Here is an 11,871-nt window from a genome sequence, read left to right as displayed (position 1 = left end):
CCGCACTCTGGTAGTCGGGCAAGCTGATTTCTCTTTTTTAATTTTGTAAGCGTAATCATTAAAGTTTGGAATCAGTCGTTGAAGAGGTCTGCATGGGTGATCGAATGCCCATACGGGTAATTGAATGCTCAATCATCATCGAAGTGTATCAGCATCATCTATTCTGTCTCAAGGAGCGTGAAGGTGGATGAACTCAGAAACAACAGCGCCGGTACATAAGGGATCGGCTTCAGGTCAGCAATCCGGTCGCAGGAAGGCACGGCTGCCACTTGCAGCCAAGGTACTCTCTTCGGCACTCAGCGTAGCTTTGCTTATCGGAGGAACAGCGGGAGTCACTGGAGCCGAAGCTTCGAATGGAAATAGTACAACGGAGAGTGGCCTGCAATCACATAAGGGGGGCAGTCACTTGAAAGAGATTCAACTGGAATATCTGGATCGCGGTCTGGTAGCTGCATCAACATCCGAAGGTGTTTTTCTTAGCTGGAGATTGCTTGGTGACGAGGCCACAGGGTATAGCGATAAAGGGCTGACAGGTACGGACTTTAACGTCTATCGTGATGGCAAAAAGATCGCTACGGTCACGGATAGCACCAACTATGTAGATGCCACAGGTAAATCCTCTTCCCGTTATGAAGTGGCAGCGGTGAACAAAAAGGGTAAGGAGAGCAAACGCAGTGCATCCATCAAACCTTGGGCGAACGGCTACGTGGATATTCCACTGCAAAAACCGGCCGATGGGGTGACGCCTGCCGGCGAAGCCTATACGTATTCCGCCAATGACATGAGCGTGGGTGATGTGGACGGGGATGGCCAATATGAGTTTTTTGTGAAATGGGACCCTTCCAACGCCAAGGATGTATCGCAAAAAGGATACACGGGTAAAACCTACGTAGATGCTTACACCCTGGACGGACAATTGCTGTACCGGATCGATCTTGGAGTCAACATTCGCGCAGGTGCTCATTATACACAGATGCTTGTTTACGATTTTGACGGGGATGGCAAGGCTGAGATGATGTTCAAGACTGCTCCGGGCACGAAAATAATCCAATATAACAAAAAAGGAAAAGTGACATCCGAGAAGTATATCACCTTACCGAAGGAAGACCGCAAGGCAGGCGTGAAGAACGAGGATGATTATCGTTTAAGTGCTGACGGTTACTACGATCACGTGGTGGATATGTTCAGAAACTGGCATAAACACGAAGAGGTTGTGAAGGGCAACTGGCCTGCGACATTGGAAGAGGCATTTGGAATGGAGAAAAAGTATAACTATCCATTATCTCAGCAGGATGCCGAGAGCTTGGCCGATTACTTCATTGATGTCTACGCGGTAGAACGCAGTAACCGAAATGAGTTGCGCAAGTTCGAAGGTTTTATCGTGGATGGGCCGGAGTATGTCACCGTATTTGAAGGGAAATCAGGCAAAGAGCTGGAGACGATCCCCTACGAACCTGAACGTCATGATGATGGATTGATGTGGGGCGATTATGCCATGGCACGGATTGAACCGGGCAATCGGGTGGACCGTTTCCTGGCGGGCGTGGCTTATCTGGATGGCAAGAAACCATCTGCAATCTTTGCACGCGGATACTATACACGTTCAACCATGGTTGCTTATAACTGGGATGGCAAGAAGCTGAAAAAGGAATGGAAAGTGGACAGCGGCTGGACACCGATGAAGAACCCGTTCAATGATGGGCCGCATGGCGTGGATGGCACAGATCCAGAGTATGGCTCCATTACAACCCAAGGCGCGCACTATTTCAGTGTGGCAGATGTGGATGGAGACGGCAAACAGGAGATCATCTATGGCTCAGCCACAATTGATCATGATGGTAGCGTACTGTATAGCTCCACAGACCTGATGCCAGCCGAAAGTGCTGCACCAGGAACGATTGCCCGTCTGGGTCATGGGGATGCCCTTCATGTAGCAGATATTGACCCGGATCGTCCGGGACTTGAGATCTTCATGGTTCACGAGGGTGGTCCGTGGGCTCCATATGGCTACTCCTTGCGGGATGCGAAGACCGGAGAAGTGATCTATGGCGGATACACAGGGAAAGATACAGGACGCGGCATGGTGGGAGATGTTGATCCGACTCGTCGTGGACTGGAGACTTGGGCTGTAGGATTGTGGACAGCACAGGGGGAGAAAATAAGTGATCAAGCCCCTGGTACGAATATGAATATTCGCTGGTCTGGCGATATGACGACCCAGATTGTAGATGGTGCTATTGACGTCACGCCAACTATCAAGGATTGGAAGCGTGGCACGTTGCTGACGGCAACAGGCACATTGACTAACAATTACACCAAAGGTACGCCTTCGCTCGTAGCTGATATTTTCGGGGATTGGCGGGAAGAGATGCTGGTGAGAACCACCGATAGCTCTGCGATCCGCATCTATCTGAGTACCGAGAAGACGGACCGCAAGCTGTACACGTTGATGCATGATGCGATGTATCGTGTGGGCATTGCTGGACAGAACAGTGGATACAACCAGCCTTCCTATCCGTCCTTCTATATGGCATCGGATATCGACTGGTCGAAGGTAACGCTGCCCAAATTCTACACGCCAGGGAAGGGCGGAAAGTAAGCGGGCTGATCAGCAGTAGTAAGATAGCGTAGAACTGATTTGGATCAGACTGTAACCTAAAGCAGCATCAATGGATATGAGCGGTACTGAAGCATTTTGAAGTATTCTAAAGCTCTGGAGTCTCCCGTGTGTCTCGGCACATGGAGACTTCAGAGCTTTTTTACATGAGAATCTGAGGGAGTTGGGAATAGAGCTTGGCATGTTCGGGCGATCCGCGTTACGTCATTCTTGTTTATCCGTTAAGTCCAGATGCGCGGTAGAAGCGAACGCTTCAATGGTGAAGTTTCCTTGATCATGGATTAGTGTGGTAATGGAGCATTCGGGGATCAATTGGTTCTGCATCGCTATAAAGTCGGAATGCCAGACATTAAGCTCGCGCTCGGTGAAGGTTTGCACCAGGAAATCCGTAATGAGTCCACCATGTGTAACCACAATAATGTTACTGTTCTCCTGCTCTTCATTCGTCAATTCGGTTAAGCGGGAGGCCAGACGTTCACCAGCCTGTTTGGCCGAGTCTCCCACAGGTGGAATGTAATCGAGGTCAGACGTGCATCGATCCCACATCGCAATGAATTCTTCGAATGACTGATCCGGGCCATCTCCCCAATTGGCACGTTCACGCAGGCGAGGCTCTACTATTATGGGGGATTGAGTATGGCTGGCAATCATACTTGCAGTTTCTTGGGCACGCCGAAGTGGGCTGGTAAGAATTTTAGTAACAGTAAAGGCAGCTCTGGCAAAATGAAGTGCTGTGGCTTCGGCTTGTAACGCCCCTTCGGAAGTGAGGGAGACATCCCCGATCCGTCGTTCTTTGAGTCCATGTCTTACCAGATGAAAGGTGGTACTCATGCGTGGAAACCTCCTTAGTTGTAGACCATTTACATAAAATATTAGATAATATACTAATTATATATTTGTCTAATTAAATAATACAAATGAGACTTTTAAGCAAGACAGTTTATATTCGACATAGAGAATTGCTACAATGGAGAAAAGTGAGGATCGATCGTTGAAGGACTGGAGGTATGGACATGAGCATCGCGAAACGCTGGACAGGAAGTCTGTACCAGGAGGCATTGCGAACAGAGGACTGCGGGCCGCGTTTTTACGCGTACTATTATAAGCAATGGGACAACTACCGTATGTCCTATCACCATCATGATTCCATGGAGATTATGTATATTATTTCGGGAATGTGTCGTGTGGACGTACTGATGCCGGATGGGAGCTCGGAACAGGCTGTTCTGAAAAAAGGGCAGTTCATTATGCTCGATGCCGGCGTCCCGCACCGTCTGCTGGTGGAAGATGGCGTGCCTTGCCGGATGCTCAATGTAGAGTTTGGATTCTCGGGAACACCAGCCGGTCAGCTGTCCATTCGACAGCTCGTACAGGAAGAGGAAGAAGTCCACACTTTGCTGGCTAATGCCTCGCCATATCTGGTACTGCCTGACCCGGAAGAGGTGTATTACATTATGAAAAGTCTGGTGTTGGAGCTCGATCAGCGTGGTCTATTGGAGCAGGGAAGATCCTCTGTCCCATTAGGCGTTATTCCCAGAGAGGACCGTGCACAACATCGCGAAGCCCGGAATCTGTCGTCCCCGGAACAGGGAATGCTGGTGCGCACGTTGTTCATCCAGTTGATCGTCCGTGTAGCACGTCTGCGCGGAGAAATGAACCGGAGTGCGCCAGATCAGGCGGAGCTTTATGTCAAACGAACAATCGAATTCATGCATCACAATATGGACCGCAATATTCAGATGAAGGACATTGCCGCAGCCGTCAATCTGCATCCGGGTTATTTGCATCGCATTTTCCGTCAGCACACGCAGCGTACACCAACCGATTACCTGACCATGCTTCGGATGGAGAAGGCCAAGATGCTGCTACAGCAGACGAATATTCCGATTTCTGAGATCTCCGACTATGTTGGAGTAGGGAGTCGTCAGTATTTTCATATGTTATTCAAAAAATATACCGGCTGTACGCCTGTTGAATTTCGCTCCTCGATGGAACGACATGTGAGTCAATATCCGAAGGATGAATGAGTCATTTGCAGTAATTTCGAAAACAAGTGTATTAGTGGATCTGGTGTTTAAAAGTTAGGATTTTTGACAACAGGGACTTGAACAGGTCATGATTTTGATAACGCTTCCCCTATTGGCGTTGGTACAATGATTTCATGAAGAGAGTCATTAACCGAAGCGAAATATTCGGATAAGGGGAGGATATAAACATGTCGTTTAAAGTGGCGTTTATCGGGGCAGGAAGTATCGGATTCACTCGGGGATTGCTGCGGGATTTGCTCACGGTACCGGAGTTTAACAACATCGAAATTGCGTTCTGCGATATTAGCCAGCACAATCTGGACATGGTGACGGAGCTGTGTCAGCGGGATATCCGTGAGAATGGATTGAATATTCAGATTCATCCGACAACGGATCGGAAAGAAGCGTTAAAAGATGCGAAGTATGTACTGTGTACGATTCGTGTTGGTGGACTGGAAGCTTTTGCAACGGATGTGGATATTCCACTGAAATATGGGGTAGACCAATGTGTCGGCGATACGCTGTGTGCAGGTGGCATCATGTACGGACAACGCGGAATTGCCGAGATGCTGGACATCTGTAAAGATATTCGTGAACAGAGCGCACCGGATGTACTTCTCTTGAACTATTCCAATCCGATGGCGATGCTCACATGGGCATGCAATAAGTATGGCGGTGTGCGGACGATCGGACTGTGTCATGGCGTACAGCATGGTCATCATCAGATTGCGGAAGCTTTTGGCTTGAAAAAGAGTGAAGTGGATATTATCTGTGCCGGCATCAACCATCAGACCTGGTATATTCAGGCTTCTCATGAAGGCAAAGATCTTACAGGTGACCTGCTCGAAGCCTTCGAAAAACATCCCGAGTACAGCCGCACCGAAAAAGTGCGGATCGATATGCTGCGCCGCTTCGGATATTACAGTACAGAATCGAATGGTCATCTGAGTGAATATGTGCCGTGGTACCGCAAACGTCCGGAAGAGATTAACGAATGGATCGACTTGGGCAACTGGATCAACGGAGAGACAGGTGGGTATCTGCGGGTATGCACCGAGGGGCGCAACTGGTTTGAGACGGATTTCCCTAACTGGATGAAGGATGAACCGATGCAATTTATTCCTGAAAAACGGGGCGAGGAGCATGGTTCGTACATTATCGAAGGGCTGGAGACCGGACGTGTCTATCGCGGACATTTTAATACCGTTAATCAAGGAGTCATCTCGAACCTGCCGGACGATGCGATTATTGAAGCACCAGGATATGTGGATCGCAACGGCATTTCTATGCCACATGTAGGTGATCTGCCACTAGGACCAGCCGCGGTATGTAATATGAGTATTTCCGTGCAACGTCTGGCAGTTGAAGCTGCGGTGAACGGAGACGACCAATTACTTCGTCAGGCGTTCATGATGGACCCGCTCGTAGGTGCCGTATGTAATCCAAAAGAGATCTGGCAGATGGTCGATGAGATGTTGGTTGCACAGGCTCAGTGGCTGCCACAGTACGGGGATGCGATTGCTGCCGCAGAAGCAAGACTTGCTGCGGGTAATCTTATTCCGACGAAGGAGTATGAAGGTGCAGCACGTCTTAAGGTGAAAACCGTTGAAGAGATGCAACAGGATCGTGATGCTGCCAACAAAAACGCAGGTGAATCCGATAAAGGCAAGGATCGTGAGAAAGTGCAGCAATAGACAAAACGAGTATAGGGCTTCTCCATAATTGGAGGAGCCCTGTTTTATTTTTTTGGACGCCACGGACAAAGGCTAAATCAATGTTCTCATCGTACTTATGAATTGTATTATAACCACCTCTTTATTCCTTCCATGCGAAAAGCAAGAGAGGAATATTGCAACGTTGCTCACTTTGAAACATATTTACCATGTGATACATATTACCTTTACAGACATAGTAATATGTCTTATAGTATACGGAGGATGGAAGAAAGACGGTGAATTTTGCAGATGGATGTTCAAGTAATTAACAGTGATCTGATTCGGGGCAATATTGACCCCATCATTCTGAGTGTACTTATACCTTCTGATAACTATGGTTACAGCATTATTAAGGAGATCTATCGCAAGAGTGGAGAGCAGTTTGAATTGAAGGAACCTACGCTTTATTCCAGTTTGAAGAGGCTGGAGAAGAGTGGATATGTGGAGTCCTACTGGGGGGAAGAGACGCAGGGAGGACGACGCAAATATTACCGGATTACAGTGCAAGGCCTCGAAGCCTATAGAGAGCAGGTCCAAGCTTGGCAGGCAGCCAAAGCGCTGATTGATTGCATGATTGTGACTGAAGAAAAAGGAGATGAAGAACTATGAGATTGGAAGCTCGCATCACCCGTCATGTGAATCGTCTGTTCGCTCACGCACCAGATACATTGGATAATCGGGAATTAAAAGAAGAGATTCACAGTAATCTCGCTGCGCGGATTGACGATTATATCTCGCAGGGGATGAGTGAAGATAAGGCGTTCCAGACCGCCATTCAGCATATCGCTGGTATGGATCAAGTGATGAGTGACCATCGGAGAGTGCAACGTATTCCGTACTGGACAGCGTTATTACAGTCTGCTCTGATATATTGCCTTATAGCCTGGATCATAACCATTCCAACGAGAGTGGTGATGCAAGGCTCCGCCATAAACAACCTGCTTATGCTCGTGAGCCTCCTTGTTGGGGGATCATATGTATTGTATATGTTGACTAACAGGACGAATGATCCGGCAACTTCAGTGAAAACTACAGTGATTCAAACCGATGCCTTTATGCGGTGGAATCGCAGAATTTGGTGGTTATGGGCGGTGTTCATGATTGTACTATGGGGAACACAGGCGGCGTTGCGATTTGGAAGCAACATCTGGTTTAATCGACCCATTCAGGTGGATGGACCTTATCAGTTTGCTGTGATGGCCATTGCCTTTGCTATCCCGCTACTGAGCGTTATTATTCCTTTGGTAGTGCATCGGGCGTATCGGATCATTAGCAAATATGAAGTGAGTGATGTGTCATGAGAGGGAAAAATATATGGATTATTGCACTCGTTGTTCTCGGTGTGGTTGGCCTTGTGTTCGTGGAGGGTTTCGTTAATCCGAGGATCGAGGCACAGCAGGATCAGTATGAAGCAGAGCAGAATAATCCGCTGACGCATGATTTTGCCGCTTTAGTGAAATACCGCAGTCCCTACATGGGTGATAATTCCAACCTTAGTCATCTGAATCAAGCCTTACCTTTACGAGAAAGATTGGATGGTTACCAACTGTACCCGGAGACGTTCACGGCTCAAGTGAATTATAGCTTGGATACGCACGAGATGGATACAGAGGAACTTGAGCGGATACTGGTATATAATGCGATTGCGAACTTTGTGATGATCGATAATCTGGAGCAGGTTGTCTACCAGTTAGAGAATACCAGCTATACCTTACGTCGTGAATCTGCCCAACAATGGACAGGTACAGAATTAGAGAAGCTTCAGAACCTGGAGCTATGGAATTCGATTGTACGCGAGAAGCTCGTGGAAACGGCACAAGTGAAAGCAGCTTTTTCACAAATTGTTGACAATTAAGTTGCATGAAATAGAAGGAAATAGGCAAGAGACTCGACTCTTCTTCCATGCTATGTTATTATAAATCTCTGATAACGTGGTAACGAACTAAAGCGTTTGGTTTTGGTTATAGACATGGAGGGGTTCGAGAGATGAGAAAAAAAGCGATTCTACTATTATTCATTAGTATATGTGTATTGATTGTAGCGGGTTGTTCCAGTTCCGCAAGCAAAGACGATAACACGATTGTTGTAGGCATTGACGATAAGTTTGCTCCAATGGGTTTCCGGGACGAGCAGAATGAAATTGTTGGTTTTGATATTGATTACGCACGAGCTGCAGCGGAGAAAATGGGTAAAGAAATCACATTCCAGCCGATCGACTGGTCTTCCAAAGAATCAGAGCTGAACAGTGGTCGAATCGACATGATCTGGAACGGATACACCATTACGGATGAGCGCAAGGAGAAAGTGCTCTTCACGAAGCCTTACCTGGAAAACAGTCAGGTCGCGATTACCTTGGCAGACTCGCCAATTACAAAGCTGGATGAACTTGATGGTAAAAATGTGGGATTACAGGCATTGTCCTCAGCGGCAGATGCACTGGCAGCTAGTCCCCTGAAGGATAAAGTAAAAGCTTCCGAATTCAAGGATAACGTGCTTGCTCTGACTGACTTGAAAACAAAACGTCTGGATGCGGTCATCATTGATGAAGTGGTCGCGAGATACTACATGTCCAAGGAAGAGGGGACATTCAAACTGCTGGATGAATCTCTTGCACCGGAACAATATGGAATAGGTATCAAAAAAGGCAATGAAGAGCTTCTGAATCAGCTGCAAAAAGCGCTGGATGAGCTCAATGCAGATGGAACAGCAGCTAAAATCTCCACCCAATGGTTGGGTGAAGACAAGGTTCTGAAATAGGCAGGTTACACACCTGATATATAGTTTGAACAAAACGGACCCCGTATTCCACGCTGGAGCGATACATGCCCCAGAGGAATGCGGGGTTAACAGATTAGAGGAGACAAAACAATGAGTTGGGATTATATATTGACCATTTTAAAACCTATGCTAGAGGGTGCACAAACAACGATCATCATGTTTTTGGTGGCCATTGTATTGTCTGTCCCACTTGGATTTGCTGTAACGCTCGCCATGAGGAGCCAGTTTAAACCATTGGCATGGATTGCCCATACGTATGTATATGTGATGCGGGGAACCCCGTTACTTCTGCAGGTGTTTTTCTTCTGCTTTGGTCTTCCCTTACTTCCGGTAATTGGCGAGCATTTGGTGTTTGATCGCTTTGTTGCAGCGGCAATTGCGTTCATCCTGAACTATGCGGCGTACTTCGCTGAGATCTTCAGGGGCGGACTGCTGTCCATTGATAAAGGGCAACATGAGGCAGCGAAGGTACTTGGATTAACGAAATGGCAGACGATGACCAAGGTCATTATTCCTCAGATGATTCGTGTAGTATTGCCTGCAACAGCGAATGAATCCATTACGTTGGTTAAAGATACGGCATTATTGTATGCTGTTGCTGTACCTGAGTTACTTTCTTACGCTCAAGGGATAGTGAATAGAGATGCTAAATTGTTTCCTTTTTTCTTAGCAGCTATCATGTATCTGCTTATAACATTGGTGCTTACTTTGCTGTTCAAGGCGCTGGAGAAGCGGTTTTCATTTGAATAAATTAAATCTGATTAATCAAAGGACTGTCTGCATATGACACATATAATAGAAGTAAATCAGTTGAGAAAATCATTCGGTACACTTGATGTGCTGAAGCAGGTATCCTTCAACGTGGAACCAGGCGAAGTAATTGCCGTGATTGGGCCCTCGGGTTCAGGTAAAAGTACGATGCTGCGCAGCCTGATTCATCTGGAGGATATCTCGGGCGGAACGATTCGCATTCAGGATCAGACATTGGTCGATAATGGTCGTTACGCGGGTGCCGCAGATATTCGCAAGATGACGGATCGTATGGGTATGGTATTCCAGCATTTCAACCTGTTCCCACACCTGACTGTACAGGCTAATCTGGAACTCGCACCGAAGACTTTGAAAAAAGAAAGCTCAAGTGTCATTAGGAAGCGCAGTCTGGAATTACTCGGAAAAGTTGGACTGTCGGACAAGGCCGACGCTTATCCAGCCAATCTGTCGGGTGGACAGAAACAACGTGTAGCTATTGCCCGCGCACTCATGATGCAGCCCGACATTCTCCTGTTTGATGAGCCGACATCGGCACTCGATCCGGAGCTGACTGGGGAAGTGCTTCGTGTCATCAAACAACTTGCGCAGGAAAATATGACAATGATGATTGTCACGCATGAGATGGGTTTCGCCCGTGACGTTGCGGATCGGGTATTCTTCATGGATAACGGCGAGATTGCAGAGGCGGGCCCACCAGAACAGATCTTCGGCAATCCAAAGCTTGCACGTACTCGGACATTTTTGCAGCGGGTGGAAGTGGAAGGATAGAAGACATTGCATCTAAGAAATGTGGAAAGAACGCAATCCTATGAGTAGTAAGGGATTGCGTTCTTTTTTAATAATAGCTTATGTCCACAGGTATGTATTCCAGATAATTAATACCATGGTCAACACGATATAAGTCACTACATTCCAATGTGTTCGAATTGCATAAGTGGTGTAACTCATAATTCCAAACAAAAAATACTAAAACACAACGAGTTCTAAACTTTATATTCTAGAAGTACAATGTTTAAGCTTACGCTTCAATTATGTGTTCAGAGGATGGATACAATAAAATTAATAACAACTCGCTATTTACAAAATATGGTACAACCATTCCCTATAAAACATTATAATGAACATACTTATTAAACAGGGAGGGGTTCTACGTTGGAACATCGCGATCGCGAAAATGATGTGAACCGTTATTTTAACGACAGACTTCCACCACCACCTTATGTAATACCAAAAACCAATAGTAAATCGATTGCAGCTCTTGTCTTGGGCATATTGTCCATCGTAATTCCATACGTGGGATTACTGATTGGTATTGTTGCCATCATCATTGCCTCTATATCGCTCAAAGAAATGAAGACCCGCATGGAACAGGGCAGAGGATTAGCCATTGCTGGCCTTGTCTGTGGAATTATCAGTGTAGCGTTGTATGTATTACTGATTACGCTCGCGCTGTTATTTTCTTTTGCTGTCTCGAGTTCTGATATGTACTCTACATACTAGGAAAAGGAATAGGAAGAATATAAATGCTATTGATCACTAGAAAATCTATATACCGTTTAGCTGAACCATACAGAGAACCTGATATGCTGGCCTGTTACGCCATTTCACAGACGATTTCATCACCGACGAGTAAAGCGATTTTACTAATCAATAGAGACAGATTAAAAGTTCTCTTTCTCAATGTATTTTCCTCGAAAGTTGTAGAAATAATTGATTTTGCTTTGGATGATCTGAAAAATCAAAAATTAAAATCTGGAATGGGGCTCTCCGCTATATGGTCATTCCAGCTCAATGGTACCCATTGGCGATTTAGCATTATCAAGAAAATGCTTACCCTTGGCTCCATGCAAGGTGATTTTCTGAGTTTTCTGAACCAACACATTGTGAAGGATCTTGGCTAAACTCAATATCAAAACTAACAAAAAGACAAAGGCATATCCCTTTAGCCCAGACTTGCGATCAT

The 11,871-nt window shown here is 46.4% G+C and carries 12 protein-coding genes; 11 read left to right on the top strand and 1 reads right to left on the bottom strand.

Annotated elements, in window-relative coordinates; genetic code table 11:
• Nucleotides 1–187 precede the first annotated feature (187 nt).
• The gene (locus tag ACX9NY_RS18215; RefSeq protein ID WP_472474205.1) at nucleotides 188–2,599 is read left to right on the top strand and encodes a rhamnogalacturonan lyase; all 2,412 of its coding nucleotides are present in this window, start codon (nucleotides 188–190) and stop codon (nucleotides 2,597–2,599) included.
• A 222-nt stretch (nucleotides 2,600–2,821) separates the two neighbouring features.
• Here the strand turns inward: ACX9NY_RS18215 and ACX9NY_RS18210 are convergent, their stop codons facing one another.
• Nucleotides 2,822–3,448 (bottom strand): histidine phosphatase family protein, encoded by a 627-nt coding sequence (locus ACX9NY_RS18210; RefSeq protein WP_472474203.1) that lies wholly within the window; start codon nucleotides 3,446–3,448, stop codon nucleotides 2,822–2,824.
• A 182-nt stretch (nucleotides 3,449–3,630) separates the two neighbouring features.
• On the opposite strand from ACX9NY_RS18210, the gene ACX9NY_RS18205 reads away from it, so the two are divergent.
• The 10 genes from ACX9NY_RS18205 to ACX9NY_RS18160 all read left to right on the top strand — a co-directional run bounded on the left by ACX9NY_RS18205 (nucleotide 3,631) and on the right by ACX9NY_RS18160 (nucleotide 11,809).
• Nucleotides 3,631–4,644, top strand: coding sequence for an AraC family transcriptional regulator (locus tag ACX9NY_RS18205; protein ID WP_472474201.1), 1,014 nt, complete (start codon nucleotides 3,631–3,633; stop codon nucleotides 4,642–4,644).
• Between the two features lie 188 nt (nucleotides 4,645–4,832).
• Nucleotides 4,833–6,338: an alpha-galactosidase gene (gene melA / locus ACX9NY_RS18200; protein WP_472474200.1), complete on the top strand. Its 1,506-nt coding sequence runs from the start codon at nucleotides 4,833–4,835 to the stop codon at nucleotides 6,336–6,338.
• A gap of 270 nt (nucleotides 6,339–6,608) precedes the next feature.
• Nucleotides 6,609–6,968 carry a PadR family transcriptional regulator gene (locus tag ACX9NY_RS18195; RefSeq protein ID WP_472474198.1) on the top strand — a complete coding sequence of 120 codons (360 nt, stop codon included), beginning with the start codon at nucleotides 6,609–6,611 and terminating at the stop codon, nucleotides 6,966–6,968.
• Entirely contained in the window at nucleotides 6,965–7,660 is a 696-nt protein-coding gene (locus tag ACX9NY_RS18190; protein ID WP_472474196.1) for a permease prefix domain 1-containing protein, read from the top strand. The genes ACX9NY_RS18195 and ACX9NY_RS18190 overlap by 4 nt, the downstream gene beginning before the upstream one ends.
• Nucleotides 7,657–8,214, top strand: a complete 558-nt coding sequence (locus ACX9NY_RS18185) for a DUF4825 domain-containing protein (protein ID WP_339303787.1) — start codon at nucleotides 7,657–7,659, stop codon at nucleotides 8,212–8,214. The genes ACX9NY_RS18190 and ACX9NY_RS18185 overlap by 4 nt, the downstream gene beginning before the upstream one ends.
• A gap of 131 nt (nucleotides 8,215–8,345) precedes the next feature.
• Nucleotides 8,346–9,116: an amino acid ABC transporter substrate-binding protein gene (locus tag ACX9NY_RS18180; protein ID WP_036672520.1), complete on the top strand. Its 771-nt coding sequence runs from the start codon at nucleotides 8,346–8,348 to the stop codon at nucleotides 9,114–9,116.
• 111 nt (nucleotides 9,117–9,227) lie between these two features.
• Entirely contained in the window at nucleotides 9,228–9,887 is a 660-nt protein-coding gene (locus ACX9NY_RS18175; RefSeq protein ID WP_472474194.1) for an amino acid ABC transporter permease, read from the top strand.
• Nucleotides 9,888–9,920: 33 nt separating this feature from the next.
• Nucleotides 9,921–10,676: an amino acid ABC transporter ATP-binding protein gene (locus ACX9NY_RS18170; RefSeq protein ID WP_472474192.1), complete on the top strand. Its 756-nt coding sequence runs from the start codon at nucleotides 9,921–9,923 to the stop codon at nucleotides 10,674–10,676.
• Nucleotides 10,677–11,060: 384 nt separating this feature from the next.
• The gene (locus ACX9NY_RS18165; RefSeq protein ID WP_472474190.1) at nucleotides 11,061–11,408 is read left to right on the top strand and encodes a DUF4190 domain-containing protein; all 348 of its coding nucleotides are present in this window, start codon (nucleotides 11,061–11,063) and stop codon (nucleotides 11,406–11,408) included.
• Between the two features lie 23 nt (nucleotides 11,409–11,431).
• Nucleotides 11,432–11,809, top strand: coding sequence for a hypothetical protein (locus tag ACX9NY_RS18160; protein WP_339239995.1), 378 nt, complete (start codon nucleotides 11,432–11,434; stop codon nucleotides 11,807–11,809).
• Nucleotides 11,810–11,871: the final 62 nt, after the last annotated feature.

The sequence above is a fragment of the Paenibacillus sp. CB74 genome, assembly GCF_055687625.1.
This window is presented reverse-complemented; position numbering and strand designations above follow the sequence as displayed.

Bases quoted from the DNA above. Each gene is read 5' to 3' on its own strand.
- ACX9NY_RS18215 (WP_472474205.1), top strand. From the start codon at position 188: ATGAACTCAGAAACAACAGCGCCGGTACATAAGGGATCGGCTTCAGGT.
- ACX9NY_RS18210 (WP_472474203.1), bottom strand. From the start codon at position 3,448: ATGAGTACCACCTTTCATCTGGTAAGACATGGACTCAAAGAACGACGG.
- ACX9NY_RS18205 (WP_472474201.1), top strand. From the start codon at position 3,631: ATGAGCATCGCGAAACGCTGGACAGGAAGTCTGTACCAGGAGGCATTG.
- melA (WP_472474200.1), top strand. From the start codon at position 4,833: ATGTCGTTTAAAGTGGCGTTTATCGGGGCAGGAAGTATCGGATTCACT.
- ACX9NY_RS18195 (WP_472474198.1), top strand. From the start codon at position 6,609: ATGGATGTTCAAGTAATTAACAGTGATCTGATTCGGGGCAATATTGAC.
- ACX9NY_RS18190 (WP_472474196.1), top strand. From the start codon at position 6,965: ATGAGATTGGAAGCTCGCATCACCCGTCATGTGAATCGTCTGTTCGCT.
- ACX9NY_RS18185 (WP_339303787.1), top strand. From the start codon at position 7,657: ATGAGAGGGAAAAATATATGGATTATTGCACTCGTTGTTCTCGGTGTG.
- ACX9NY_RS18180 (WP_036672520.1), top strand. From the start codon at position 8,346: ATGAGAAAAAAAGCGATTCTACTATTATTCATTAGTATATGTGTATTG.
- ACX9NY_RS18175 (WP_472474194.1), top strand. From the start codon at position 9,228: ATGAGTTGGGATTATATATTGACCATTTTAAAACCTATGCTAGAGGGT.
- ACX9NY_RS18170 (WP_472474192.1), top strand. From the start codon at position 9,921: ATGACACATATAATAGAAGTAAATCAGTTGAGAAAATCATTCGGTACA.
- ACX9NY_RS18160 (WP_339239995.1), top strand. From the start codon at position 11,432: ATGCTATTGATCACTAGAAAATCTATATACCGTTTAGCTGAACCATAC.